General features: G+C 65.4%; 21 protein-coding genes and 1 pseudogene. 10 read left to right on the top strand and 12 right to left on the bottom strand.

The genetic code is table 11. From position 1 onward, the window contains the following. From RT028_RS13150 to choX, 4 genes are all read right to left on the bottom strand, one after another. Positions 1-581, bottom strand: a 581-nt coding sequence (locus tag RT028_RS13150) for an SrfA family protein (RefSeq protein ID WP_312935449.1), incomplete at its 3' end; no start/stop codon positions are given. A gap of 166 nt (positions 582-747) precedes the next feature. Then, a complete protein-coding gene (locus RT028_RS13145; RefSeq protein ID WP_312935448.1) occupies positions 748-2,133 on the bottom strand; it encodes an FAD-binding oxidoreductase in 1,386 nt (461 codons plus the stop codon). Continuing rightward, positions 2,130-2,921 (bottom strand): HpcH/HpaI aldolase family protein, encoded by a 792-nt coding sequence (locus RT028_RS13140; RefSeq protein ID WP_312935447.1) that lies wholly within the window; start codon positions 2,919-2,921, stop codon positions 2,130-2,132. The genes RT028_RS13145 and RT028_RS13140 overlap by 4 nt, the downstream gene beginning before the upstream one ends. A gap of 183 nt (positions 2,922-3,104) precedes the next feature. Continuing rightward, entirely contained in the window at positions 3,105-4,055 is a 951-nt protein-coding gene (gene choX, locus RT028_RS13135; protein ID WP_312935444.1) for a choline ABC transporter substrate-binding protein, read from the bottom strand. Positions 4,056-4,389: 334 nt separating this feature from the next. Between choX and RT028_RS13130 the strand changes: the two genes are divergently transcribed. After that, positions 4,390-5,358 (top strand): GlxA family transcriptional regulator, encoded by a 969-nt coding sequence (locus RT028_RS13130; RefSeq protein ID WP_312935441.1) that lies wholly within the window; start codon positions 4,390-4,392, stop codon positions 5,356-5,358. Positions 5,359-5,644: 286 nt separating this feature from the next. After that, positions 5,645-7,786 (top strand): TonB-dependent siderophore receptor, encoded by a 2,142-nt coding sequence (locus tag RT028_RS13125; protein WP_312935440.1) that lies wholly within the window; start codon positions 5,645-5,647, stop codon positions 7,784-7,786. On the opposite strand, the gene RT028_RS13120 is transcribed toward RT028_RS13125, so the two are convergent. Then, complete coding sequence (locus RT028_RS13120; RefSeq protein WP_312935439.1) at positions 7,780-8,652, bottom strand: LysR substrate-binding domain-containing protein; 873 nt, start codon at positions 8,650-8,652, stop codon at positions 7,780-7,782. The two genes, RT028_RS13125 and RT028_RS13120, sit on opposite strands and share 7 nt — an antisense overlap. A 124-nt stretch (positions 8,653-8,776) precedes the next feature. Between RT028_RS13120 and RT028_RS13115 the strand changes: the two genes are divergently transcribed. The 6 genes from RT028_RS13115 to RT028_RS13090 all read left to right on the top strand — a co-directional run bounded on the left by RT028_RS13115 (position 8,777) and on the right by RT028_RS13090 (position 15,003). Further along, positions 8,777-9,898 carry a muconate cycloisomerase family protein gene (locus RT028_RS13115; RefSeq protein ID WP_312935437.1) on the top strand — a complete coding sequence of 374 codons (1,122 nt, stop codon included), beginning with the start codon at positions 8,777-8,779 and terminating at the stop codon, positions 9,896-9,898. Between the two features lie 25 nt (positions 9,899-9,923). Further along, positions 9,924-10,214 (top strand): muconolactone Delta-isomerase, encoded by a 291-nt coding sequence (gene catC, locus RT028_RS13110; protein ID WP_312935435.1) that lies wholly within the window; start codon positions 9,924-9,926, stop codon positions 10,212-10,214. Positions 10,215-10,281: 67 nt separating this feature from the next. Beyond that, positions 10,282-11,217, top strand: coding sequence for a catechol 1,2-dioxygenase (gene catA, locus RT028_RS13105; RefSeq protein ID WP_312935434.1), 936 nt, complete (start codon positions 10,282-10,284; stop codon positions 11,215-11,217). Between the two features lie 260 nt (positions 11,218-11,477). After that, positions 11,478-12,833, top strand: coding sequence for an MFS transporter (locus RT028_RS13100; RefSeq protein ID WP_312935433.1), 1,356 nt, complete (start codon positions 11,478-11,480; stop codon positions 12,831-12,833). Positions 12,834-12,898: 65 nt separating this feature from the next. Then, positions 12,899-14,005 carry an NAD/NADP-dependent octopine/nopaline dehydrogenase family protein gene (locus RT028_RS13095; protein WP_312935431.1) on the top strand — a complete coding sequence of 369 codons (1,107 nt, stop codon included), beginning with the start codon at positions 12,899-12,901 and terminating at the stop codon, positions 14,003-14,005. Continuing rightward, on the top strand, positions 14,002-15,003 hold the full coding sequence (locus RT028_RS13090; RefSeq protein ID WP_312935429.1) for a 3-hydroxybutyryl-CoA dehydrogenase: 1,002 nt from the start codon (positions 14,002-14,004) through the stop codon (positions 15,001-15,003). Before RT028_RS13095 ends, RT028_RS13090 begins: the two co-directional genes overlap by 4 nt. Positions 15,004-15,069: 66 nt before the next feature. Here the strand turns inward: RT028_RS13090 and RT028_RS13085 are convergent, their stop codons facing one another. From RT028_RS13085 to RT028_RS13060, 6 genes are all read right to left on the bottom strand, one after another. After that, positions 15,070-15,696 (bottom strand): NIPSNAP family protein, encoded by a 627-nt coding sequence (locus RT028_RS13085; RefSeq protein ID WP_312935428.1) that lies wholly within the window; start codon positions 15,694-15,696, stop codon positions 15,070-15,072. Positions 15,697-16,241: 545 nt separating this feature from the next. Beyond that, positions 16,242-17,537: an MFS transporter gene (locus tag RT028_RS13080; RefSeq protein ID WP_312935427.1), complete on the bottom strand. Its 1,296-nt coding sequence runs from the start codon at positions 17,535-17,537 to the stop codon at positions 16,242-16,244. Between the two features lie 18 nt (positions 17,538-17,555). Beyond that, positions 17,556-18,800: an OprD family porin gene (locus RT028_RS13075; protein ID WP_312935425.1), complete on the bottom strand. Its 1,245-nt coding sequence runs from the start codon at positions 18,798-18,800 to the stop codon at positions 17,556-17,558. 107 nt (positions 18,801-18,907) lie between these two features. Further along, on the bottom strand, positions 18,908-19,867 hold the full coding sequence (locus tag RT028_RS13070; RefSeq protein ID WP_312935423.1) for a PDR/VanB family oxidoreductase: 960 nt from the start codon (positions 19,865-19,867) through the stop codon (positions 18,908-18,910). A 10-nt stretch (positions 19,868-19,877) separates the two neighbouring features. Next, positions 19,878-20,360: an aromatic-ring-hydroxylating dioxygenase subunit beta gene (locus RT028_RS13065; RefSeq protein WP_312935421.1), complete on the bottom strand. Its 483-nt coding sequence runs from the start codon at positions 20,358-20,360 to the stop codon at positions 19,878-19,880. After that, positions 20,360-21,643 carry an aromatic ring-hydroxylating dioxygenase subunit alpha gene (locus RT028_RS13060; RefSeq protein ID WP_312935420.1) on the bottom strand — a complete coding sequence of 428 codons (1,284 nt, stop codon included), beginning with the start codon at positions 21,641-21,643 and terminating at the stop codon, positions 20,360-20,362. Before RT028_RS13060 ends, RT028_RS13065 begins: the two co-directional genes overlap by 1 nt. 433 nt (positions 21,644-22,076) lie before the next feature. Between RT028_RS13060 and RT028_RS13055 the strand changes: the two genes are divergently transcribed. Next, positions 22,077-23,276 carry a multidrug effflux MFS transporter gene (locus RT028_RS13055; protein ID WP_312935418.1) on the top strand — a complete coding sequence of 400 codons (1,200 nt, stop codon included), beginning with the start codon at positions 22,077-22,079 and terminating at the stop codon, positions 23,274-23,276. A 3-nt stretch (positions 23,277-23,279) separates the two neighbouring features. Here the strand turns inward: RT028_RS13055 and RT028_RS13050 are convergent, their stop codons facing one another. Further along, positions 23,280-24,206, bottom strand: coding sequence for a LysR family transcriptional regulator (locus tag RT028_RS13050; protein WP_312935416.1), 927 nt, complete (start codon positions 24,204-24,206; stop codon positions 23,280-23,282). A 707-nt stretch (positions 24,207-24,913) separates the two neighbouring features. Here RT028_RS13050 and iacA point away from each other — a divergent pair. Continuing rightward, positions 24,914-25,565, top strand: a pseudogene (iacA, locus tag RT028_RS13045) (indole-3-acetate monooxygenase); the annotation flags it as partial.

The following is a 25,565-nucleotide window of genomic DNA, read 5'->3' as shown; positions in this document are numbered from 1 at the left end:
AGTGGCGGCACGGGCGCAGGTGTCACGGGCGCAATGGGCGCTGCAGGCGCTGGCATCGGGGCGGCGGCGGGTGCTACCGGGCGTGGCGTGAGAAAGTACAGCGGATCGAGCTGGCGGTCGGCCGCGTTGCGCACGAACCCCCAGAAGGTCAGTACCGGCTGCATGCCGCGGTCGGTGTGCACCAGATAGAGGAAGTCTTCGCCTGGGCAGAACGGCACCAGGCCGAGCAGCTTGCCAAAGATGACCTGATCACCCTGGCCGCGCTTGCCGGCCGATTCCACCAACTGGGCGGCACTGGCCTGGATCTGTTCGCGAAAGCCCAGCAGTTGGTCGCGCGCGTGCTCACGCTCCGCTTCGGTGGCGGCACGCCAGCTGACCACCTCGCCCGGCATCGGGCTGTACCAGTCGAGCACGGTGCCGTGCTCGTTGCTCTGCGGAACGGCCAGAAAACGGGCAAGCTCCGGGTTGCGTCGCTGCAGGGCGGCGATCAGTTGCAGGGCCGCCTGGAACACCGGTTGGCCGGTTTCGCCCATGGCAATGAATTGATCACTTTTGCCCGTGCGAACAAGTACACCCTGCATCATTTCAACCCTTGAACGAATCTTCGCCATCCTGTGGCGGGGTGCGAACATTAATGGCAATGCGCCTTACGCGTCAATTTGCCAGCGCGGGATTTTTGCATATTGTTTCAGGGCAGACGCGTGCAGGCCGCTGCGCAGGGTGCAGCGGCAGCCGCAGCTCAATCATTCACCCCGCCAGATCAATCACCTTGCCCGGATTGAGAATGTTCTTCGGGTCCAGCGCCCTCTTCAGCGCGCGCATGGTCGCCAGCTCCCCCGGGCTTCTTGAATAGTGCAGGTAATCCTTCTTCGCCAACCCCACCCCATGCTCGGCCGAAATCGAGCCGCCGAGCTGGGCGATGATCTGGTAGATGCAACGCTTGAGCTCATCCTTGCGGATGGCGTCGGGCAGGCCAGTAGTGACGTGCACGTTGCCGTCGCCCAGATGCGCCAGTACGTGCAGGCCGAGGTTTTCCGGAAACTCGCGGTCGAGCGTCACCCGCACCTGATCGGAGAACGCCTCGATTTGCTGCAAGGGCAGCGACACATCAAAGTCGACCATGGTCGTGAACGCCTGGATTTCATCTTCGAACTCTTCGCGAATACGCCACAGCTCGGCACGCTGGCGCTCGGAGTTGGCGATGACCGCGTCGACGACGACGCCGTTTTCGAACAGGCCATTGATCAGGGTCTGGAAGGTCTCGCCATCGGTGTCCGGGGAGAACCCCTCGACCTCGCACAGCGCATAGTACGGGTGTCCGATGTCCAGTGGCGAGCGGCCGTTGAGCAGGGCATTGACGTTGAACTCGAAGAACTCCTGCCACATCAGCTCGAAGGTCGACAGCGTGCCGTTGAGGCTGCGGCGCAACGTGCTCAGCGCTTCAAGCACGTGGGCGAAGCTGTCGAAGGCGAGCAGGGCGGTGTTGGACGAGGTGGGTTTGGGGTGCAACTTGACCATCACCCGGGTGATCACGCCCAAGGTGCCTTCCGAGCCGATGAACAGGTGCTTGAGGTCGTACCCGGTGTTGTCCTTGGCGTAGCTGCTCAAATGGCTGAGCACCGTGCCGTCGGCCAGCACACACTCCAGGCCCAGCACCTGGTCACGCGCCACACCGTAGCGCAAGGCCTGGAAGCCGCCGGCGTTGGTCGACAGCGCACCGCCCAGGGTGGCGCTGCCGCGGGCGCCGAAATCCAGGCCAAAGCGCAACTGGGCGTCGGCGCAGATCGCCTGCACATGCTCGATCACCGCGCCTGCGCCCACTTCGATGACCATCGCATGCGGGTCAGGCACCGACACGCCATTGAGCCGCTCCAGGGAAATCAGCAGAGTATCGGGGTTGGCCAGGGTGGCGCTGACCAGGTTGGTGCGGCCGCCTTCGATGATCACCGCCTGACCGGCGCGGTTGCAGGCCGCCAGCAGGGCCGACAATGCCTGGGTGCTGGCTGGGCGGGCCAGGCCCAGGGCCTGGGTGGGCGTGGCGTTCCAGAAGTCCACGGGGCGTTGCAGCAGCTCACTGCCGTCGATCCAGCCGTTGGGGCCGACCAGGCGCTTGATTTCTTCGAGGCTAATCATGTGCGCGGTTTCCCAATGTCCAGTAACGCCAGTTCCCGTGCCTGGGCACGGCCCGCCTCGCTGAGGTAGCCCATGTCCGAGCCGAGGGTGAAGAAGCTGAAACCCAGCTCGCGCAGCATCGGCAGGCTCGCCGAGCCGGGGGCATCGATGCCCAGTGTCTTGCCGGCCGCAAGGCCTGCGTCGCAGATGCGTTGCAGGGTGGCCAGCAGGTCGGGGCCGAACTCGCCCAGGGGCAAGCCCATGGCGGCGGCAAGATCGGTAGGGCCTACGTACAGTACGTCGTAGCCTTCGACGGCGGCGATGGCCTCGAGGTTGGCCAGGCCCAGAGTGCTTTCGAGCTGCAGAATCAGCGTGGTGTGGTCATTGGCGCAGGCCAGGTAGTCGGTGAAGTGCTCGTAGTACCCCGACGCGCGCCATGGGCCGATACCCCGCGCGCCGAGTGGCGCATAGCGGCAGGCCGCAACGACGGCGGCGGCCTGGCGCGGGGTGTCGACCATCGGCACCATCACACCGCTGACGCCCAGGTCCAGTGCGTGCTTGAGGTGCGTGGCCGACTGTGACGGCACGCGGTAGATCACCGGCTTGCGCTGCAGTTCTGCGCACGGCAGCAAAGGCCTGAGCGCCGCAGCGGGCAGCGCGGAGTGCTCGCCATCGAGCAGGAGGAAATCGTTGTCGAGCCGGGCCATCAGCTCGACCACGGTCGGGTCCGGAATCCCGACCCAGGGGCCGATCAGCGGCGTGCGGTTGGCCAGGGCGGCGCGCAGTGCAGCGCCGGGTGCAGTGTTCATCGTCGATGCCTCCAATGGGGCCTGCGCGGGGTCCTCGGCACGGTCAAGGGTGCCGCGCGAACCCAGCTGGCAAGTCGGTGGTGGGTGCCGGGGTGGTCGGTGTCCAGGCGCGCGGCGAACGGTGGGCTCGTGCACCGGCCTGGAAGCCCAGGCGGGGCTACCAGCTCGGTGTGCCGGGGTGCTTCAGCGCGCGGCGCTGCCGTCGATGCGGGTCACACCCTGGAGCCAGTCGGCGCGGCGCTGCGGGTGTTTGTCCAGCCACTGCCTGGCCACGCGGTCGGGGGCCTCGCGCGCCATGATCGGAATCATCATTTCGCTCTCTTCGGCGGCGGTGAAGGTCAGGTTCTCCAGCAGCTGATGCACGTTGGGGCACTGTTGCCGGTAGTTGGGCGAGGTCAGCGTGCTGACCGTGGCCTTGCCATCGTCGGGGGCGAACACGTCGTCGCTGCCGCTGAGGAAGGAAATGTCGAAGTTGACGTTCATCGGGTGCGGGGTCCAGCCGAAGAGCACCACGTCCTTGTGCTTGGGCACTTCGCGTTTGAGGGTGGCGACGATGCCGCTTTCACTCGACTCGATGAGGGTGAACCCCTTCAGGCCGAACTTATCGTCGTCGATCATCTGCTTGATGATCTGGTTCGAGCCGACGCCTGGCTCCAGCCCATAGATCTTGCCACCCAGGCTGTCGCGGAACTTGGCGATGTCAGCGAAGGTTTTCAGGCCCTTGTCGTACAGGTAGGTGGGCACGGCGAGGGTGGTGCGCGCATCCTCCAGGCTCGGCTTGGGCAACTGGACGATTGTCCCGGCATCGATATACGGCTGCACCACGGGGGTCATCAGCGGCTGCCAGTAGCCCAGATAGAGGTCCAGGCGCTTGTCGCGAATGCCCGCCATGATCAACTGCTGCGTGGCGGTGGTCTGCTTGACGCTGTAGCCGAGGTCTTCGAGCAGCACCTTGGCGACGCTGCTGGTGGCGGTCACGTCGGTCCAGCTGACCAGGCCCATGCGCACGGTCTTGCAACTGTCGGCCTCGGCGGCCTGCAGCGAGGCGACGGGCAGGGCGCACAGCACGCCCAGCAGCAACAGCTGGCGCAGGGGCGTGGGGATTGGCTGTTCGAGGGTCGCAGGGTGATTCATGGTTGGCGTGTTCCTTGGCATGAAGAGCAGCGGAATGTTGGCAAGACAGGCAAGGGGCCACGGGCCTTCCAGGCCTCCGGCGGTCCTTGCACCGGGCGGGATCGCGCCCGTTCTCCCAAACAACATTACGCAACTCCCATGGGGCAGGAGCGGACTATTCCGACGCTCTTGCGTACTTTACCGACCTCATTGGTGTATACCTGCTGGCACGTTGCACAGGCGGGCATCTGGCGATGCAACACCGTTGCCGGCTTGAAACATGGCTAGGCGCCAGTACCACGCAAGGCGATCATCCCCGCCTTGTGGCAGTGCTTGCCGCGTCACGGAGAACGACATGCCCCAGGACTTCAGGTTTCTCTTGCTCCCCGGTTTTCCACCCTCGGCCTTCGTCAACGCCGTGGAGACCCTGCGCATCGCCAACCGCTTCCAGCCCGGCTACTACCGCTGGCGCACGCTGAGCCTGGATGGCCAGCCGGTGGAAAGCTGCAGCGGCCTGACCATCAGCGCTGACGACGCACTCGGCGCCGTGCCGGCCGACTGCATGGTGATCGTGGTGGCCGCCTATGAGCCGATGCGCTGCTACGACGACAAACTGCACGCCTGGCTGCGGCAGCTCGCGACCAACCGTATCGCGCTGGGCGCCATCGACACCGGCGTGTTCCCACTGGCCCGCGCGGGGGTGCTGGCCGGCTACAAGGTCACCCTGCACTGGGAAGCGCTGGAAGCCTTTCGTGAGTCCTACCCGAACATCCTCACCACCCTGGAAACCTTCGAGATCGACCGCGACCGCATGACCTGCGCCGGCGGCGCCGCCACCATCGACCTGATGCTGCACGTGATCAGCCAGCAGCATGGCGCGCAGCTGGCAGTGCGCGTGTCCGAGCAACTGGTGATGGGCTCGGTGCGCCTGGCGCAGTTTCCCCAGCGTGCGCACATCGTCGGCCGCTACGGCACCACCAACAAAAAGCTGGTCAATGTGATCCGGCGCATGGCCGAGCACATGGAGCAGCCCTTGCGCACCGACGCCCTGGCGCAGGGCGTTTCGATCACCGCGCGCCAGCTGGAGCGGCTGTTTCGCCTGCACCTGGAGACCACGCCCAACCGCTTCTACCTCGACCTGCGCCTGGACAAAGCCCGCCAGCTGCTGCGCCAGACCGAGATGAGCATCACCGAGGTGAGCCTGGCCTGCGGCTTCGAGTCGCCCTCGTATCTGGCGCGGCGCTACAACGCGCGCTTTGCCTGCAGCCCACGGCAGGATCGGGCGTTTCCGGGTCAGGTCAATGAGCACCTGGGCAAGCCCTGACGGAGGCTGACATCGCGTGGTGCTGCACTACGAAGCAGCTTTAGCAAATGAAAATCGTTTGTATTCATGTCTGTCGATCTGTATCGTCGCGCCGTCGCATCATCTATGCCCATGGATGACGACTCAGACCCCGTTGGCGTAACCCCTGTACGCCGGGCTGTCCGAGAAGGGGCCGGGGCCCGGTCAGGCACCGCCAGCGCGGTCATTGCGCCCGGTTCACTGCAGCACCGGCCGCGTGCAGACCCTTCCTGGCAGCGTCGCGCAGGCATCATCGATTAGGACGTTCATGAAGGTTGTCATCCCTGGCCGTAAAGGCTTCGTCTCGCCCGTCTTGTGCGTGGCCCTGGCTACCACCCCCCACCTCGCCTGGGCGGCCGCGCCCTCGACTGCCAGCGGCACGCTGGCTCCAGCTGCCGTGGAGCTGCCCACCAGCACCATCGCCGATGTGTACGACACCAGCGGGGGCAGTGACACCTTCAGCGGTGCGCCGGCCCAGGTCGGCAAGTCCGCGGTGCCGGTAGCCGAAACCCCACGCAGCATCAGCGTGGTCTCGCGTGGAGTGATGGACAGCCAGCAGTCGCAGAGCCTGGCCGATGTCCTCGGCAATGTACCGGGGGTGACGGCGGGGCAATATGGTCGGCGCGGTTGGGACGACTTGATCATTCGCGGTCAGGTGGCGTCCGATTCACTGTTCCTCGATGGCCTGCGCACCAGCACCTCCAACCGCGTGGCCGAGCAGATCTTTGGCCTGGAGCAGGTCGAGGTGCTCAAGGGCCCTGCCTCGATGGAGTACGGCCTGGTCATGCCCGGTGGGGTGGTCAACATGGTCAGCAAGCGGCCCAAGGCCGACCCGTTCGCCACGCTGGGCGTCAGCTACGGCAGCGATGATTTTCGCCAGGGCACCTTCGACGTCGGCACGCCGCTGTCGGACAACGGCAAGGCGGCGATTCGCGTCAACGGCCTGCTCAGCGACAGCAACGACGCCACCGACCATGTCGGCTTCAAGAACAACTACATCGCGCCATCCCTGAGCCTGGACCTGGGCCCGGACACCGACCTGACCCTGCTCGCCAGCCACCAGGACCGCCAGTACACCCGCCAGCAGGGCTTGCCGTTGTCGGGCTCGATCGACGCCAACCCCAACGGTGACCTGCCGCGGCACCGCTTCACCGGCGAGCCGGGCCAGGACCCGTACCACGGCGTGTCCAACCGCGTCGGCTACAGCCTGAGCCACCGCTTCGCCGATGACTGGACCTTCAACCAGAACCTGCGCTGGCAGACCTTCCGCCTCGACGGCCAACTGGTGGCCAACGGGCGCATGGGCGCCAACAACCGCACCCTGAGCCGTACGGCCCAGGACCAGCACTTCGATGGCGACACGCTGAGTGTCGATAACAACCTGCAGCACCTGTTCGACACGCCCTATGGCAGCCACGATGTGACTGCCGGCGTCGACTACCTGCGCTCGCGCGAAAGCACCCGCCACTTCGCCTGCAAGGTCGGCAGCCTGAACGCCTATCAGCCGGTCTACGGCGCCAACATCGTCTGCCCGTCCACGCCGCGTGAATGGCAGGACACCACCGTGCGCATGGTCGGTGGCTATGTGCGCGACAACTACCGTATCACCGACCGCTGGCTGGTCACCGCCGGTTTGCGCCATGACATCTCCGACACCTATGGCGAAGACAAGCTCGGCAACAAGCGCAACGCCAGCCCCGCTGACAAGACCACCGGCGCCGTGGCCGTGATGTACGAGCTGTTCCCCAACGTGCGTCCGTACGTCAGCTATGCCACCTCGTTCTACCCCAATACCGGGGTCGATGCCGGGGGTAGCACCTTTGCCCCGGAAGAGGGCCAGCAGTCGGAAGTGGGGGTGAAGTTCGACCTCGTGCCGGGCCGTACCTTGCTGACCGTGGCCGCCTATGACCTGCGCCGGCAAAACGTCCTGCAGGCAGACCCGGTCGTGCCGGACCAGAAGGTCGCCATCGGCGAGCAGCGCACCCGCGGCGCCGAGATCGACCTGACCGCAGACATCTCCGACCGCCTCAGCGTCAACGCCGGTTACGCCTACACCTGGGCGGTGATCACCGACGACGGCGGTCAGGCCAACAGCACCGAAGGCGACCGCCTGAACAACGTGCCGCGGCACACCGCCAACGTGTTCGCCCGCTACCGTTTCAACGGCAGCCCGCGCGGCTGGGAGCTCAACGGCGGGGTGAATGCGGTCAGCGAGCGCTACACCAGCGGCTATTACCTGCCAGGCTACGCGGTGGCCAACGTCGGCGTGGCCTACGGTGCCGAGCACTGGCGCGCAGCGCTCAACGTCAACAACCTGTTCGACCGCCACTACTATGCGGGCGGTCTGGCCCAGGCGGTGGCGCTGGGCAATGACCGCACGGCGTTGATGTCGGTGAGTTACACCTACTGACCGCGCTGCCCGAGCCAGTCGATGCAGTGCCGCACCAGCGGGCTGACATCGCTGGCTCTGGCGCTGAGGATGATCGGGCTGACCGCATGGGCATCCAGCACGGGCGCGTAGTCGACGTCGGTGCGGTGCTGTTGCTGCACCGTCGCCGGCACCAGGGTGACGCCCAGCCCGGCAGCCACCAGGCCAATGGCCGTCTGCATTTCATTGGCCCACTGGCTGACCTGTAGCGCCACCCCTTGCGCCGCGAACAGCCCCAGCACGTGATCGGCATAGCTGGGCCGCGGTTGCGCCGGATACAGCACGAAGGCTGCGCTGGCCAGTTGCGCCAGGTGCACGGGCTGCCCTGCCAAGGGGTGGCCGCTGGGCAGTACCGCGACCAGCCGATCCTGGGCCAGCACCTGTTGGGCGATGCCAGGATCTTCGACGTGCAAGCGCCCGAAGCCGATGTCGATACGCCCGCTCTTGAGCGCTTCGATCTGCTCCAGGGTGGTCATCTCGCTCAAACCCAGCTCAAGCTCCGGGTCCTCGCGCAAGGCGCGGATCAGGTCGGGCAGGGCGCCGTACAGGGTCGAGGGCGCAAAACCGATGCCCAGCCATTGGCGCTGGCCCTGGCCGATGCGTCGGGTGTTGTCACTGACGCTTTCGAGCTGCTCGAGCAACGCGCACACCTGTTTGTGGAAATAGTGCCCGGCCTCGGTCAGGCGCAGGGGCCGCTCACGCAAGAGCAACGCGGTGCCGAGCTGCTCTTCGAGCTGGATGATCTGCCGACTCAGCGGCGGCTGGGCGATGTGCAGCTGCTGCGCGGCCTTGGTGAAGCTAAGGGTCTCGGCGACCACTTTGAAGTAGCGAAGGTGGCGCAGCTCCATCAGACCTCCAGGGTATGGTCGCAGACATATTCGGTATTGGACCTTTGCAGGGTCTCGCGCAATGCTTGAATAATCAAGTAAATCATCCGGCCAGAAGCTGATGCCGGCGCGACGAGAAGAGCCAATGACCGCACCCGTAATCGAGCGCATCGACGCCGTGATCGTCGACCTGCCGACCATCCGCCCGCACAAGCTGGCGATGCACACCATGCAACAGCAGACCCTGGTGATCATCCGCCTGCGCTGCAGCGATGGCGTCGAAGGCATTGGCGAGGCCACCACCATCGGCGGCCTGGCCTACGGTTATGAAAGCCCCGAGGGCATCAAGGCCAACATCGACACGCACCTGGCCCCGGCGCTGCTCGGGTTGCCGGCCGGCAACATCAACGCCGCCATGCTCAAGCTCGACAAGCTGGCCAAGGGCAATACCTTCGCCAAATCCGGCCTGGAAAGCGCGCTGCTCGACGCCCAAGGCAAACGCCTGGGCTTGCCGGTCAGCGAACTGCTCGGCGGGCGTGTGCGCGACAGCCTGGAGGTGGCCTGGACACTGGCCAGCGGCGACACCGCGCGCGACATCGCCGAAGCCCAGCACATGCTGGAGATCCGCCGCCACCGCGTGTTCAAGCTGAAGATCGGCGCCAACCCGATCGAGCAGGATCTTGCCCACGTCATTGCCATCAAGCGCGAGCTGGGCGAGATGGCCAGCGTGCGTGTCGACGTCAACCAGTACTGGGACGAATCCCAGGCCCTGCGCGCTTGCCAGGTGCTGGGTGATAACGGCATCGACCTGATCGAACAGCCGATCTCGCGCATCAACCGCTCCGGCCAGGTGCGCCTGAATCAACGCAGCCCGGCACCGATCATGGCCGATGAGTCCATCGAAAGCGTCGAAGACGCCTTCAGCCTGGCCGCTGACGGTGCGGCCAGTATCTTCGCCCTGAAGATCGCCAAGAACGGCGGCCCACGGGCCGTGTTGCGCACCGCGCAGATCGCCGAAGCCGCGGGCATCGCCCTGTATGGCGGGACCATGCTCGAAGGCTCGGTCGGCACGCTGGCCTCGGCCCATGCTTTCCTTACCCTACGCCAGTTGACCTGGGGCACCGAGTTGTTCGGGCCGTTGCTGCTGACCGAAGAGATCGTCAACGAGCCGCCGCAGTACCACGATTTTGCCCTGCACGTGCCGGCGACCCCTGGCCTGGGCCTGACCCTGGACGAAACGTGCCTGGCCCGTTTCTCTCGCCGCTGAGGCGGCCCCCACACGGAGATGCACCATGCTGTTCCACGTCAAGATGACCGTGAAATTGCCCACCGCCATGGACCCGGCCCAGGCCGCCCAGCTCAAGGCCGATGAAAAGGCTCTGGCCCAGCGCCTGCAAGAAGAGGGCACCTGGCGCCACCTGTGGCGCATCGCCGGGCACTACGCCAATTACAGCGTGTTCGATGTACCGAGCGTCGAGGCGCTGCACGACACGCTGATGCAGCTGCCGCTGTTCCCGTACATGGAGATCGAGATCGATGGGTTGTGCCGTCACCCGTCGTCGATCCACGCAGACGACCGCTGAGGCACACGCCCGACTTCGTCCGACCCTGAAACTGACGCCTGATAACAACAATTCGAGGTGAACACCCATGACCGTGAAGATTTCCCATACCCCCGAGGTGCAAGCCTTCTTCGAAAAGGTTGCAGGCCTGGACAACGACCAGGGCAGCCCGCGCTTCAAGCAGATCATGTTGCGTCTGTTGCAAGACCTCGCCCGCACCGTCGAAGACCTCGAGATCACCGAGAACGAGTTCTGGAAAGCCGTCGATTACCTCAATCGCCTGGGCGGCCAGAACGAAGCCGGCCTGGCTGCGGCGGGCCTGGGCATCGAGCACTTCCTCGACCTGCTGCAAGACGCCAAGGATCAGCAACAGGGCCTGACCGGCGGCACCCCGCGCACCATCGAAGGCCCGCTGTACGTGGCCGGCGCGCCGCTGTCCCATGCAGAGGCGCGCATGGACGACGGCACCGACCCTGGCACCGTGCTGTTCATCCATGGCCAGGTGTTCGACCCGCAGGGCCAGCCACTGGCGGGCGCGGTGGTCGACCTGTGGCACGCCAACACCCAGGGCACCTATTCGTACTTCGACAGCCGCCAGTCCGAGTTCAACCTGCGCCGGCGTATCGTCACCGATGCGCAAGGGCGCTACCGCGCGCGCAGCATCGTGCCGTCAGGCTACGGCTGCAACCCGCAGGGCCCGACCCAGGAGTGCCTGAACCTGCTCGGCCGCCACGGCCAACGCCCGGCCCACGTGCACTTCTTCATCTCGGCGCCGGGCTGCCGCCACCTGACCACGCAGATCAATTTCGAGGGCGACCAGTACCTGTGGGACGACTTCGCCTACGCCACTCGCGACGGCCTGATCGGCGCCTTGAACTTCGTCACCAACGCCGCCCAGGCCCGTGACCGGGGCGTGGAGGGCGAGACCTTCGCGGACCTCGCCTTCGACTTCCACCTGCAAGCGGCCAGCGCGCCGGATGCCCAGGTGCGCAGCCAGCGTCCGCGCGCGTTGCAGGAGGGCTGATTCAGGGCTGGGGCCCGGTGCGCTGCGCCGGGTCTCAGCGCGGTGTAGCGCTGCAAAGACCCCGCAAGACCCCATGCCGACATCGACACCCATAACAATAAAGGCCCCGCTCATGTCCATGCCCCGTATCCCTTCACGCTTGTCGTCTGCCTGTTACTGACAGGTCACTGCCTTTTTTCAGCACGTTCCGCTCGTTCCGGGCTCCTGCCCGTGCGCCCTGCGGATCACCTCAGGCTGTTCTCTTTCAGGAACTCAGACACATGACTACTCCCGCCACCGGTTCACCCACCCGGCTGCTGCAGAAAAAACGCTATGTCTATGAATGGTATGTGGTCGTGCTGTGCATGGTCGCCTACATCTTTTCCTTCGTGGACCGGCAGATCCTGGCGCTGATGATCGAGCCGATCAAAGCCGACCTGAACTTGAGCGACACCCAGTTCAGCCTGCTGCATGGCTTGGCGTTCTCGCTGTTCTACGCCTTCATGGGCATGCCCATCGCGTACCTGGCCGACCGCTTTTCGCGGCCGAAGATCATCGCCCTGGGCGTGGTGTTCTGGAGCGTGGCCACCGCCGCGTGCGGCCTGAGCAAGAACTTCCTGCAGATGTTCCTCGCACGTATCGGCGTCGGCGTGGGCGAGGCGGCGCTGTCGCCGTCGGCCTACTCGATGTTCAGCGACATGTTCCCCAAGGAAAAGCTCGGCCGCGCCGTGGGCGTGTACTCGATTGGCTCGTTCGTGGGCGGTGGTGTGGCATTCCTGGTCGGCGGCTACGTGATCGCCCTGCTGAAGAACGCCGACACCATCGAGGTGGCATTGCTCGGCGCGATGAAAGCCTGGCAGCTGGCGTTCATCCTGGTGGGCCTGCCGGGGGTGATCGTCGGCCTGCTGATCTGGCTGACGGTGCGCGATCCGCAGCGCAAGGGCGCGCAGCTCGATGCCCAGGGCCAACCGCGCAAGCTGGCGCTGGCTGACGGTCTGCGCTTCATCGGCCGCCACCGTGCCACCTTCAGCTGCCATTACCTGGGCTTTTCGTTCTACGCCATGGCGCTGTTCTGCATGATGAGCTGGACCCCGGCGCTGTACATCCGCAAGTTCGGCATGAGCCCGCAGGAAGCCGGTTTCATGCTCGGCACCATCCTGCTGCTGGCCAACACCACGGGCGTAGTGTTCGGTGGCTGGCTGACCGATTTTCTCGGCAAGCGCGGCTACACCGATGCCGCGATGCGCACGGGCGTGATCGGTGCGCTGGGCATGATCGTGCCGGCAGTGCTGTATTCCCAGGTCGATCAGCTGTGGCTGTCGGTGAGCCTGCTGGTGCCGGCGATGTTCTTCGCCTCGTTCCCGATGCCGGCGTCCACGGCGGCGATGCAGATTCTTTCGCCCAACCAGGTGCGTGCGCAGGTGTCGGCAGTGTTCCTGCTGGTCAACAATCTGTTGGCACTGGGCTTGGGTACGACCCTGGTGGCGTTGCTCACCGACCGTTATTTCGGCTCGCCTGCGGCGGTGGGGGAGTCGATGTCGATCGTCAGCCTGGTGGCCTCATTGTTTGCCATCGCCTTGCTGTGCAAGGGCTGCCGGCATTTTCGCGAGAGTTTGCAGCGCCAGTATCCGGGCTGACCGATCAGCGCCTGCGCGCCCAACACTGTTAGGGCGCAGCGCTGGCTAATCAACAGGAGGTTCACATGATCATCACTGTTCTGGGCGGCGGCCATGGCTGCTATGCCGCTGCTGTCGATCTGGCCGAGCGTGGTCACCGGGTGCGCCTGTGGCGTCGTGACCGTGCGGCCTTGCAGGCACTTCGCGCCGAGGGTCAGCTGAGCGTGAGGGACGCACGGGGTACGCGGCGGGTCGGCGTCGGTGGCGCAGACGACCGTTTGCAGCTGTGCGATGACCTCGCCCAGGCCTTGGCCGGCGCCGCGCTGGTGGTGATCCCGCTACCGTCCACCAGCCACCCGGCACTGGCCGCCGAGGTGGGGCCGCACCTGGGCGATGGCCAAGTGGTGTTTCTGCCGCCGGGCACCTTCGGCAGTCTGGTGTTTGCCCAGGCGTTGCAGGCCAGCGGCAATCGCGCGCAGGTCGCGTTCGCTGAGACCGGTACCTTGCCGTACCTGGTGCGCAAGCACGGCCTGGCCGATCTGGTGATCAGCGCCTATGCCACGCGCCTGCCCACCGGCGTGCTGCCGGCGCGGCTGGCGCCACAGGCCTTCGCCGTGCTGCGCGAGGCCTACCCGAGTGTCGAGCCCATCGAGGATGCACTCAGTGCGGCGTTGATGAACGCCGGGCCGATCATTCACCCACCGTTGATTCTGATGAACGCAGGCCCGCTGGAGCATTTCCCGGCCTGGGACATTCATCACGAGGGCACGCAGCCGGCGATCCGCCGCGTCACCAGCGCACTCGATGCTGAACGCATGCGCGTGCGCGAAGCCCTGGGCTATGGCGCGCCGCACTTTCCCCTGGCCGACCATTATCGCGACGATGGCGAGCCTTGGATGTACGGCCACGGCGCTCACGAGCAGCTGACCGACAGCGGCGACTGGCGGGAAAAGATCGACTTGCTCAATCACCGCTACATGCTCGAAGACACTCGCCTGGGGCTCGCGTTGCTGGTCTCGATTGCGCGCTGGGCAGGCGTACCCACGCCGCTGGCAGCCGGCTTGCTGGCACTGGCCAGCGCGGTCGCTGGGGAGGACTTCTATCAACACGGCCGAACCCTGGAAAATCTCGGCGTGGCGGGCCTGACTCGCGAGCAGATGCACAGGCTGCTGCACGACGGGCCAGGGGCATGAGCGGGCAGGCAGACCGGGCTCTCGGGCGCGAGAGCAGTGTGTGTGTCATAGGCGCCGGTCGCATGGGTGAAGGTATCGCCCTGGCGTTCGCGTTGGCCGGGCAAGCGGTGGCCCTGATCGACCTCAAGGCCCGGGCCGCCTGCGCGCAGACCGCCTGCTTCGACGCGTTGAGCAAAAGCCTGGGCGATCAGCTGGACAGCCTGCACCACGCCGGGCTGCTGAGCGCCGTGCAGTGCAGTCAGGTGATCGCGCGGATCGCCCTGGTGCCCTTGCCGCAGGCAGCCGCCGCGCTGGCGGGTCAGTCGCTGGTGTTCGAAGCGCTGCCGGAGCGCCTCGAGGTCAAGCGTGAGGGCCTGGGCTGGCTCGGTCAGCACGCTCATGCGGACGCGATCATTGCCTCGACCACCTCGACCTTCCGCGTCACCGACCTGGCGCCGCTGCTGCCGGGCCCGCAGCGGGTGCTGGTGGCGCACTGGCTGAACCCGGCCCATCTCATGCCCTTGGTGGAAATCAGCCGCAGCGAAGCCAGCCTGGACAGTGCCGTGCAGCGGCTCAGTGAATGCCTGCAGGCGATTGGCAAGGTGCCGGTCGTGTGCGGCCCCAGCGCCGGCTTCATCGTGCCGCGCTTGCAGGCATTGGTGATGAATGAAGCGGCGCGCATGGTCGAGGAGGGGGTGGCGAGCGCTGCCGACATCGATACCGCCGTGCGCAATGGCCTGGGCCTGCGTTTCTCGGTGCTCGGTGCGCTGGAATTCATCGACTGGGGCGGCGGCGATACCCTCTACCATGCGTCGCACTACCTCAGCCGCGCGCTGGGCGAGCGCTTCGCGCCGGCACCGCAGGTGCAGGCCAATTTCCATGCCGGGCGCAACGGTCTGCGCGAGGGGGCGGGGTTCTATGACTATCAAGGTGTCGATACCGTGCGCTACCGCCAGCAACGCCTCGCTGCCTTCGTCGCGCGGCTGGAGCAGATGGCACTGCTGCCACGGATCGTCTGAAACGTAGGGACTACGGATGATGGGGCGGCATGCCATTCAGCGTGCCGACCCCTATTTACCTCGCGCTCACTGCAACGGTGAGAACGCCACAGGCAGGTACACCACCGACTCCATCTTCTGCAATTGCGGCGCCGAATTTTCCGGTGGCCAGACCCCGTCTTTCAACGCCTGGGTACGCACCTGCAAACGCTGCTCCAGACTCGCGTAAGGCCAGATGTGCAGGTAGCGCGGCAGCTTGCCGCTGGTGGCGTAGAACGCGGCGAACACCTGGGAGTACTGCGCGGCGGTGCGTGGCCCCACAGCCTTGCGCCAGCCGGCGAAGGTCGGCGCCAGGCCCGAGGGCACCAGGTCGTATTCGCGCAGTTCGTAGAACGGCCCGTGGTTGCCGGCCGGCAGTGGGGTCAGGAACGGGAACAAGCGGTAGTCGTCGATGCGCTGTTCCAGCAGGAACTCGCCAATCCCGAAGGCATCTGCAGCATGCAGAACGCGCTGGCGTTCGCGGTCGCGCGCGTTGGCGTCGGCGAAACGGCGCAGCACCGCAACCGTATTCTGCGGGCCGATTTCCGAGAGCCAGCAGCCGACCAGCTCGACGTCTTCGGGGGCTTCTGCGAGCGCGGCTTGCAATCGTGGCAGGGCCTGGGACGGGGTGCGCACGCGGAGGGTGAAGCGGATCAGTTCGTAGTCGTGGAGCATGGGGTGGGGGTTCCTGGCAGGACGGTGTGGGTTGAAGACGGCTGAGCGTGGGTAGGTATCTGCGTGTTCGGATCGTGTGAGGTGTTCTTTTTCCTGATCGATGCGCGGTGAGGCAGTTGGGGCCGGCTACGCCGTCAATCGCGGCTGACCGGAGCGCCGGACCGGCCGCTCCCACAAGGATCGCTTGTTCCTGCACAAAAAACGCTCTCAGGCCACCGTGCAACCTGTGGGAGCGACTTCAGTCGCGATGGACGGCATAGCCGGCCCAATGGCCGCGGCTGTGCTCTGCCTGTTGATGCGCGTGGCCCTAGTCAGGCCGGCTACGCCGTCCATCGCGGCTGAAGCCGCTCCCACCCGAACCGCGTTGCTGTCGACAAAGGCCTGATGAGACCGTTTGTGAGGGGTTCGTCAAAGACAGTTGGCTTCCCGCATGAAGGTGAAACGCTCCAGTCAATAAAAAGCCCAGGCCCTCCCCGCACGGAAAGGCCCAGGCAAAACGGTTGCCACTCAGCCTCAGGGCTGGGCCGGCTTGATGGTCAGTCAGGTCAGGGCTGGGTCGGCTTGATCGTCAGCAAGGTCAGGGTGGTGATGGCGCCCATCACGATCAGCATCACTGCCACCGGCCAGGCCGCGTGGTACACGCTGAACAGCGCGGTGGCCGCCAGCGGCGCCAGGCCACCGGAGAAGATCGAGGCCACTTCATGCCCCATGGCCATACCCGTGTAGCGCACCTTGGGCGGGAACAGCTCGCCCATCAGCGCCGGCTGTGTGCCGATCATCGCGCCATGACAGAAGGCCATGCCCAGCAGCGCCGCCAGGTACACCCAAAGCGTCGAGTGAGTGTCGAGCATCCAGAAGAACGGGAAGGCCAGCAGCATCAGGCCTACCGAGCCGATGGCATACACCGTGCGCCGGCCGATGCGGTCCGACAGCCAGCCCCAGAATACGATGGTGAAGGCTTCGACGATCATCGCCAGCATCACGCTGGCCAGCACCAGTTGCGTGTCCAGCCCGGTGAACTTGGCATAGGCGATGGTGAAGGCCAGGAACAGGTACGCGCTGCCGTTCTCGGCGATGCGAATGCCCATGGCCTGCAGCACCGCCTTGGGGTGCTCGCGCAGCACCTGCATGGCCGGGATCTTCTCCGGCGCGCCCTGGGTGGCTTGCTCTTCGACGAACGCCTTGCTCTCTGGCAGTTGGCGACGGATGTACACGCCCACACCGAAAATCAGGATGCTGGCCAGAAACGGGATGCGCCAGCCCCAGCTCATCATGTCTTCATGGGGCAGCAGCTGGACCAGATAGAACGCCGCCGCCGAGAGCACGAAGCCGCCGGAAACGCCCAGCTGGCTCCAGGCGGCAAAGAACCCCACCCGGCCCTTGGGCGCGTTTTCGCTGAGCATCAGCACACCGCCGCCCCATTCGCCGCCCGAGGCCACCCCTTGCAGGATGCGCAGCAGCACCAGGCAGATCGGCGCCAGGTAGCCGACCTGCTCGAAGGTCGGCAGCAGGCCCATGGCAAAGGTCGCCGCGCCCATGATACCGAGGGTCATCACCAAAGCCTTTTTGCGCCCGGCCTTGTCACCGATATGGCCGAAGATCAGCCCGCCCAGGGGCCGCGCCAGAAAGCCCACGGCCAAGCCTGCGAAGGCAGCCATGGTGCCCAGCACAGGGTCGGTGCCACCGGGGAAGAACAGCGGGCCGAAGATCAGCGCTGCCGCCGTGCCATAGAGGAAAAAGTCGTACCACTCCAGCGCATTGCCCAGCACCGACGCGATGACGATGCGGCGCAGGGTACGCGGGTCGGTGTCTTCACCGATGTTCGTGTTGAGGTTGGACATGTGCGTTCTCCGGGGCCGTTACCAGAACTTCCAGGTGTAGGAGGTGATCAGGCGGTACTCGTCGTAGTCGTTGCCGTAGCGCTGCTGGGTGCGCAGGTTCTTCAGCTCGAAGCCCAGGTCTTTCAGCGGGCCGTCCTGCACCACGTACGAGAGCATGATGTCGCGCTCGCTTTCCTGATCCCGCGACAGCCCCGCACCGCGGTCGATGTCGGTGCCCTTGATGTAGCGGGTGAACAGCTTGAGCCCGGGAATGCCGACGGCCGCGAAGTTGTAGCCGTAGCGCACCGACCAGCTGCGCTCATCGGGCCGGATGAAGGGCAGCCCGGCCCAGTTCGGCAGGTAGAACTGCGGCACGTAGCCGTTGAGGGTGGGGAAGACCGTGTCACCGGTCATGCGCTGGTAGCTGGCACCGAACAGGTGGCCGTTCTTTTCCACGGTCAGCAGGCCGTAGTAGGCGCGGTTGTCCACGGCACCACCGCGTGCGGCGCCGTCTTCGCGGTTGTTGAAGTAGCCGATGTCGGTCTTGAGCAGGTAGTCGTCCGCGAGTTTCACGCTGTGTTTGAGGCCGCCGTAGTCCTGCCGGTAGATGTCGTTGAGTACGCCATGGAAGTAGCTCGCCTGCAGGCCTGGGGTGAGCGCGTAGGTGGCGCCGACGAAGTCCAGGCCGTCGCTGTCCTGGCTGTCGCGTGTGCCATAGCGGTACAGGCGCTCGTGGTTGGACGACTCACGGGTGACGATCGACCAGAAACGCCCGCCGACCAGGGTCAGGTTGTCGATGTCGCGGGACTCGACCACCGCGCCCTGGTAGATCGTGTCCAGCTGGCGGCTCGGGTCGTTGGACGCGATGGGGTAGTTGGGCTTCTGGTCGCCAATCTTCACCGAGGTCTTGGCGTATTTCAGCTTCAGCGTGGCGCCCGCGCGGCCGTAGTCATCGGCGGCTTGCTGCCGCGTGCGGCTGAACGGCAAGGAACCGTCGTTGCCGGTGGAATCCAGGCGCACGGCATATTGCCCGTTGAGGTCCAGGCCGATGGCCAGGGGCGTGTCGGTGTAGCCGGATTCGAACTGCAGGTCGAAGCCCTGGGACCAGTTGCCGACCTTCGACACGGGTGCATCGGACTGGGTGAAATTACGGTTGAGGTAGAGGTTTCTCAGGTTCAGGGACAGGTGACTGTCGTCGATCACGTCGGCCCAGCCCGTGAGCGGCAGCAGGGCGCTGACGCTCAGGCACAGCGATGTCGCACGTAACGGCTTGTTCAGTTCCATGGGGTGTTTCCTGGCATGGCGATCAGCGCTGGGGTCGGCCCTGGTGGGCGGCCGAGCGGGCTGTAGGTCATGGCCCGCAGCGCTGTCGCGTATTGTTTTTGTTGTTGTCAGATATCCAGCACCAAGCGCGCACTGCGCGCCCGGGAACAGCACACGACGATCTGCTCGTTGCTCTGTTTCTCCTCATCGGTCAGGTAATGGTCACGGTGGTCCGGCTCGCCTTCGAGCACATCGCACAGGCAGGTGCCGCACACCCCTTGCTCGCACGACACCTCGACCGCGATGCCTTCGGCGCGCAGCGCCTGCAGCAGCGACTGGCCGGGCTGCACCTGCACGGTCTTGCCGCTGCGCACGGCCTGGACTTCAAAGCCTTGGCCGCGGGTGTCGACCTCGGCCTGGAAGTATTCGAAATGGATGTGCCCGGCGTCGTAACCCTGCTGCCGCGCGCCGTCGATGACCCAGTCCATGAAGCCGGCCGGGCCGCAGGTATACAGGTGGGTACCCGCTGCCGGCGAACCGAGCACTTGAGCAAGGTCCAGCTGTCGATCCGCACCGTCGTCACTGAAGTGGGTGAACACGTGGGCGGCGAACGGCGCTGCCAGCAGCTCATCGACGAAGGCGCAGCGGCTGCGCGAACGGCCCCGGTAGTGCAGCTCGAAATCCTCGCCCCGAGCGTGCAGGGCATGGGCCATGGCGATCAGCGGGGTGATGCCGATGCCGCCGCCGATCAGCAGGCTGCGCCGGGCGTCGCTGACCAGCGGAAACAGGTTGCGCGGTGTGCTGATGCGCGTCGTCGTGCCTGGCTGCAGCTGCGCATGCACCGCACTCGAGCCACCGCGCGACCGTGCATCCTTGAGCACGCCGAGGCGATAGACGTTGGCCATGGCCGGGTCACCGCACAGCGAATACTGGCGCACGACCCCTGGCGCCACATGCAGGTCGACATGGGCACCGGCCGCAAAGCGCGGCAGGGCCTGACCATTGGCGGCGGCGAGCTCCAGCACCAGCACCTCGCCGCCTTGTATCTGGCAACTGCGAACAACGACATCGAGCAACGCTTCGCTCATGACCCGGCCCTCAGAGGATGTAGCCGATGCCGGCCAGGGCATCGTCGCTGTTGATCAGGCTGATGACCTTGCGCGCGATCTTGAAGCTGTCGGCTTCGCGCTCAAGGGTGTAGGTGAGATCGGCGCTGTAGTGCTTGAGGCTTTCCTTGCGGAACTCGCGGATGTTCTGCGCGGCACGCACGGTTACCGTCTGGCCGTCGTCGCTGAGCACACGAATACGCGACAGCGTGCGCACCGTGCGCGGTTGCGGGCTGGTGGAGATCGACTCGCCGCCGGTCAGGCGCTGCACGCGCAACTCGCGCATGTGGTGGTCGTCGTAGGCGTAATTGAGGGTGTTTTCGAAGTCGGTTTCCTTCGGATTGATCGGGATGATGTAGGTGCCTTTGTCGGTCCACAGGTCGAGCCAGGCGCTGTATTCGCCGTGGTCGAGCATGTCGTTTTCCTGCCAGAGGAAGGCGGTGACGTGGGTGAGCAACTCGAGGTTGAGGGTCATCACTTGGCCTCCTGCGACATCATCTTTTTCCACTGCTGGTACGCGGCACGCATGCCGGTTTCGGCGCTGACGTCGGATACGCGTCCATCTTCGCTTTCCCGCTCACCGGGCAGGCCACGGTTGAGCATGATCCACAGGTCTTCACCGGCGCTGGCGCCTTTCTGCACCCGCTCCCAGGCCTCGGAATCGTCCGGCGTGCCGAAGCCCATCGGGCCCTGGAAGTGTTCGTGCAGGCGCAGGCGGTAGCGGTTGGCGGCTGCCGGGCCGCCGTCCATGGTGATGACCGAGTGATGGATTTCGGTTTCGGTCACCGAGATGGGTTGCAGCACGCGGAAGAAGGCCATGGAGCAGGCGACGTTGGGGAACAGGTTGAGGTTGAAGCCGGTGCCGCCGACGGCGCGGACGATGCGGCGGACCTGCTGTTCTTCGATGCCCTCGTTGCGCAGCTCATTGGCGAGGTTCTCGAAACGCTCGGGAATCGGTTTATCCAGCTCGGTTTCCAGATCAACGAGGTCTGGAATCATCACCATCACGCTGTGGCCATTGCCCAGATCCTCGACGTAGCCGGGGCCTTTGACGAAGTCGAACAGCTCCAGCGTCTGCTCATCCACCGACGACAGGAAGCTCTTGTGCACTAGCGGGAAGTGGTAGGCATCGGTGGTGTTTTCCAGCTGGATCTTCCAGTTGCCGGGGAAGCGGAAGCGGTGCTCGCCCGGCACCTTGATGCCGTAGCCGGCACCCTGTTTCATGAACAGGTCCATCCATTTTTTTGCCGCGCCGAGGAAGTCTTCCAGCGGTTCGATGGCGTCGTTGAAGGTGGCAAAGATCATCCCGGCATAGCGCTCGGTGCGCAGGCTCACCAGCGGCAGTTCGCCCTTGTCGAGGCAGTCGCCGTAGCTTTCCGGATGCGGGATACCGCGCAGGGAACCGTCCAGGGCATAGCCCCAGCCGTGGTACGGGCAGACGAAGCTGTTGGTCTTGCCTTTCTTGTGCTCGCACACCGTGGCGCCGCGGTGGCGGCAGCGGTTGAGCAGCACGTGGATGTCCTTCTTGCGGTCGCGCACCACGATCACCGGCTGCTTGCCGATGTAGGTGGTCTTGTAGCTGCCCGACTCCGGGATTTCGCTCTCGTGGGCGACCCAGATCCAGGTGGAGTAGAAGATCTTTTCCAGCTCGGCATCGAACAGGGCCGGGTCGGTGTAGAGCGAGGTGTGCACGCGGTCGGGCTGGATCAGTTCGGCCGGGTCGACGGGCAGGTTTACGGCGGGAATCAGGTCGTTCATCAGGGCACCTCTGCAAGGATCACGCAGGTGAGTCGTTCAGGGTCGTGCGGCCATCTCTGGGGGCGGCTGCTGCACGTGCTGAAGGGTCGGGGTATGGCTAGACGCGCAGCGCCAGCGGGCGGCGGCGTGGCAGTCGGAACATGCTCGGGAGGGGTAACGCGGGTAATGTGCGCACGGTCATGGCAAGGTCTCTTTCTTGTTGGTGCCCCGGTGTGCCGGTGGCTTTATGGGCTCCACGCTAAATCCGAGGGCAGGGGCACTCAATGACACAACCGGGCAAGTATGTTGCGTTTTGCGCAATGAAGCGGGTGGCAGTGCCCACGCCGTGCCGGCCTTTTTATTGACAATTCACGTAATATTTCCCACTCTTCATGCCTCTCTCACCTCTGCTTGACGCGCTTCGGCGCAGCGGGCTACGACCTGTGAATCCCCTATGTCCCGAACCCCTGTCGGCACTGTCCTGCTGTTGGCCTCGCTGACCGCGATCGTGCCGCTGTCGATCGACATCAACCTGCCCGCCATGCCCGCCATTGCCGCTGACCTTCAGGCCAGCAACAGCAGCGTGCAGGCCACGGTTGGCACTTTCCTGTTCGGCTTGTGCCTGGGGATGCTCTGCTATGGCCCGCTGGCCGACCGCTTCGGTCGACGGCCGCTGCTGCTGGCCGCAGGCGGGGTCTACGCCCTCGCCACGCTGGCGTGCATCGTCGCCAGCGACATCGATCAACTGGTGCTGGCGCGCTTCTTTCAGGCGTTGGGTGGGGCAGGGGCATCAGTGTTGGGGCGGGCGGTGGTCAGTGACCGTTTCGCCCTGACCGAAGCGGCGCGCATCCTCACCCTCATGCAGCTGGTGAGCATGCTCGCCACCTTGCTGTCGCCGATCGTCGGCAGTGCGCTGCTGGCCCTGGCAGGTTGGCGCAGCATCTTTGCCGCGCTGCTGCTGTTGGTGGTGGTGGTCATGGTGGTCACCGCCTGGCGCTTGCCGGAAAGCCTGCCGCCCACCCGGCGCAGCGCCTCGCTGGGCACCGCCTTTCTGGGCTATGTCGCGGTGCTGCGTGCGCCGCTGGCACTGGCCTACATGGGCTGCATGGGCCTGGCGCTGGGCGGCATGTTCGGCTTCATGACCGGCTCGCCGTTCGTCTACGCCGAGCACTTCAGGCTCACACCCGGGCAATACGCCTGGCTGATGGCGCTGAATTTCGTCGCGATCATCGGCCTGACCCTGGTCAACGCGCGGCTGGTCAGGCGCCACGGGCCGCAGCGAATGATCGGCATCGGCGTGCTGCTGACCCTGCTGGCCTGCGCGGGCCTGCTGTACCTCGCCCTTGCCGGGCCTGTGAACCTGGTGCACCTGGTGCTGTGCGTAATGCTCTACATCGGCGCCACTGGGCTGCTTGGGGCCAACAGCATTGCCTGCCTGATGGCGCTGTTTCCGAACCGTTCCGGGGCAGCGGCGGGGCTTGCGATTTCCACGCAGTTCGCCCTGGCGTCGGGGTGCAGCGCCATCACCGCGAGGGTGGTGGGCACCGACCCTGGGCGTTTGGCGCTGGTGATGGTCTGCGCCGGGGTCGGCAGTGCGGCGTGCTATGGGCTGGTGCTGGCGTGGCGCAAACGCAGCGGGGTGATGCGCGGCTGAACGTCAGAGGGCCAGACGCATGGCCTTGGCCATTTCCTGGGCCAGGGCACGGTCCAGCGGTTCCAGCACGCGCCCGCGACGGGTGACGATCTGTATGTCGGTGGCCTGCATGGCCGGGCAGTCGATGGCGATGGCGCGCAGCGTGCCGCCCTTGAGCTCATCACTGATCGGCAGCTCCGCCAGCAAGGTGGCGCCCAGCCCGGAGCGGGCGTAGTCGAGCAGCACCACCAGGGAGTTCGAGGTCAGGCTGGGCAGGATGTCGAAGTCGCGTCCCCGACAGGCGTCATCGACCAACTCGCGCACCCGAAACCGTGGGCCCGGCAGGGCGAGGGAGGTCTGCGCCAGCTCCTCCAGCGTGACCATGCTGCGCTCGGCCAGCGGATGGCTGCGGTGCACGATCAGGCGCAGCGGTTGCGCCAGGCTGAACAGCCGCGTCAGCCGGCCCGTGGTGCTGGGCGAAAACACCACCCCCAGGTGCGCCTCGTCCGCCGAGACCATGCGTTGCACCTCCAATGAAGGCGCGCTGATGATTTCAGCCTGATGCGCGCCGTGATCGCGCAAGAACGCCTGCAACGAATGAATCGCCCGTGCACCGAGCAGGCCTTCGCCGATGGCCATTACGGTGGTCGCGGCCTGCTGGCTGCGCAGGCCCTCGAGGGTTTCACTGAACGCGATGTAGTCGGCCAGACGGCGCGCGTAGTACGCCACTGCCGCTTCGCCGGCCCGGGTCAGGCGAATACGGTGGGTGCCTTCCTCGACCAACGCGATATCCAGCTCCTGCTCGAGCCGGGCGATCTGCCGGCTCACCGACGACGTGGCGACGCCCAGCACGTCAGCCGCTGCGCGCATGGAGCCTTTCTCGTGGCTCAGGTGCAGGTAGTGCAGGCGATGGTCAGGCAGGGGCGCGTGGCGAGTACTGAGGTGTGGCATGGGCGACCTCGGGGAGCGCGGGAGGGTCGGGACAGATCGTGGAGATTTGCAGCGGATCACGTGAAAAGTCAACTAAAGCCGGGGCGCGGAGCTCGTTATCGGGGTCATGGAGGGTCGCGATGGGCGGGTGGGGCGGCGATGGTGGGCGCAGCCGACCCAACGCTGACATTGCCTGACTTGCTACGGTGCGATGCCTGGGTCAGGCCGGCTGCGCCGACCATCGCGGCTGAAGTCGCTCACACGCCTGTCGAATCGATCGTTGCAGTGAGCTGAATGCCTGCCAGGCGAGCAGCTGCCTGATCGGAATCTGTTTAATTCTTAAGATTATTCTGTGCTTAGCAAATCCTGTATCAACACTTTTAATCACTGAATTGCATGGGATTTTTTATCAAAAAATCGTTTAAAAACATAACAGTAAGTAGGTTTTTAGCGAGGAATGGTACCATGATTTGCGTGCGAATTCACGTAAATACAGCGTGAATATTCCATTGACAATTCACGTAAATGATCGCAAATTCGGCTCATCGGCACCCACAACAAGAGAGACAGACCATGCCGCTTGAATCGACTCGCCCCCTGCACGGGGGGTGTCCGACCGCCGGACATCCCGCGTTGTTCACACCGCCTCTGGCCGGTGATGGCGCTTCCTGAGCGAAGCCGCTTCCCCCTGATCCCGCTCCACACCGCGCCTGAGACGGAGAAAGTCTATGGATACGCCTTGCCTGCGCGCAGCCTCCGGGTCTGCGCTTGCTTCGGGACCGGCCTTCGAGGCCCTGCTGGATGACATCCGCCACCGTGCCCGCCGCCACGAGTTCGACCGCCAGCGGCATTTGTCGGCTGATGTGGTCGATGCCTTCAAAACTCACGGGGTGTACCGCGCCCTGGTGCCCAAGCGCTTCGGCGGCCTGGAATGCTCGCCCGCTGAGTTCTGCCAGATGATCGAGCGCCTGTCGCATGCCGACGGCTCGGCCGGTTGGGTCGCCAGCTTCGGCATGAGCCCGGTGTACCTGGCGGCCTTGCCCATCGACACCATCACCACGCTCTACACCGAAAACCCCGACACCGTGTTCGCCGGCGGCATCTTCCCCCCGCAACCCGCCGAAGTGGTGCCGGGTGGCTTCAACGTCAGCGGGCGCTGGAAGTACTCCAGCGGCTCGATGGGCGCCGATATCGTCGGCGTCGGCATCGCCCCGCGCAACGGCGACAAGCTCGACCTGCCGCGCCTGGCGGTGATGCCGCAACGCAGTGTGCAGATCGAACAGACCTGGGACACCGTCGGCCTGCTCGGCACCGGCAGCCATGACCTGGTGGTGAACAACGTCGTCGTCGGCGAGGAGTGGACCTTCGTCCGCGGCGGCA

This window comes from Pseudomonas sp., assembly GCF_032058845.1.
Classification (GTDB): Bacteria; Pseudomonadota; Gammaproteobacteria; order Pseudomonadales; family Pseudomonadaceae; genus Aquipseudomonas.
Note: the sequence above shows the minus strand (reverse complement) of the source record. Positions and strands in the feature narration are given on the sequence as shown.

Excerpts from the sequence above, each read along its gene's own strand:
- RT028_RS13055 (WP_312935418.1), top strand. The coding sequence starts at position 22,077 with ATGTCCCGAACCCCTGTCGGCACTGTCCTGCTGTTGGCCTCGCTGACC.
- RT028_RS13085 (WP_312935428.1), bottom strand. The coding sequence starts at position 15,696 with ATGCTCCACGACTACGAACTGATCCGCTTCACCCTCCGCGTGCGCACC.
- choX (WP_312935444.1), bottom strand. The coding sequence starts at position 4,055 with ATGAATCACCCTGCGACCCTCGAACAGCCAATCCCCACGCCCCTGCGC.
- RT028_RS13080 (WP_312935427.1), bottom strand. The coding sequence starts at position 17,537 with ATGTCCAACCTCAACACGAACATCGGTGAAGACACCGACCCGCGTACC.
- RT028_RS13140 (WP_312935447.1), bottom strand. The coding sequence starts at position 2,921 with ATGAACACTGCACCCGGCGCTGCACTGCGCGCCGCCCTGGCCAACCGC.
- RT028_RS13095 (WP_312935431.1), top strand. The coding sequence starts at position 12,899 with ATGATCATCACTGTTCTGGGCGGCGGCCATGGCTGCTATGCCGCTGCT.
- RT028_RS13070 (WP_312935423.1), bottom strand. The coding sequence starts at position 19,867 with ATGAGCGAAGCGTTGCTCGATGTCGTTGTTCGCAGTTGCCAGATACAA.
- RT028_RS13060 (WP_312935420.1), bottom strand. The coding sequence starts at position 21,643 with ATGAACGACCTGATTCCCGCCGTAAACCTGCCCGTCGACCCGGCCGAA.
- RT028_RS13145 (WP_312935448.1), bottom strand. The coding sequence starts at position 2,133 with ATGATTAGCCTCGAAGAAATCAAGCGCCTGGTCGGCCCCAACGGCTGG.
- RT028_RS13125 (WP_312935440.1), top strand. The coding sequence starts at position 5,645 with ATGAAGGTTGTCATCCCTGGCCGTAAAGGCTTCGTCTCGCCCGTCTTG.
- RT028_RS13075 (WP_312935425.1), bottom strand. The coding sequence starts at position 18,800 with ATGGAACTGAACAAGCCGTTACGTGCGACATCGCTGTGCCTGAGCGTC.
- RT028_RS13050 (WP_312935416.1), bottom strand. The coding sequence starts at position 24,206 with ATGCCACACCTCAGTACTCGCCACGCGCCCCTGCCTGACCATCGCCTG.
- RT028_RS13120 (WP_312935439.1), bottom strand. The coding sequence starts at position 8,652 with ATGGAGCTGCGCCACCTTCGCTACTTCAAAGTGGTCGCCGAGACCCTT.
- RT028_RS13065 (WP_312935421.1), bottom strand. The coding sequence starts at position 20,360 with ATGACCCTCAACCTCGAGTTGCTCACCCACGTCACCGCCTTCCTCTGG.
- RT028_RS13130 (WP_312935441.1), top strand. The coding sequence starts at position 4,390 with ATGCCCCAGGACTTCAGGTTTCTCTTGCTCCCCGGTTTTCCACCCTCG.
- RT028_RS13115 (WP_312935437.1), top strand. The coding sequence starts at position 8,777 with ATGACCGCACCCGTAATCGAGCGCATCGACGCCGTGATCGTCGACCTG.
- RT028_RS13090 (WP_312935429.1), top strand. The coding sequence starts at position 14,002 with ATGAGCGGGCAGGCAGACCGGGCTCTCGGGCGCGAGAGCAGTGTGTGT.
- catA (WP_312935434.1), top strand. The coding sequence starts at position 10,282 with ATGACCGTGAAGATTTCCCATACCCCCGAGGTGCAAGCCTTCTTCGAA.
- catC (WP_312935435.1), top strand. The coding sequence starts at position 9,924 with ATGCTGTTCCACGTCAAGATGACCGTGAAATTGCCCACCGCCATGGAC.
- RT028_RS13100 (WP_312935433.1), top strand. The coding sequence starts at position 11,478 with ATGACTACTCCCGCCACCGGTTCACCCACCCGGCTGCTGCAGAAAAAA.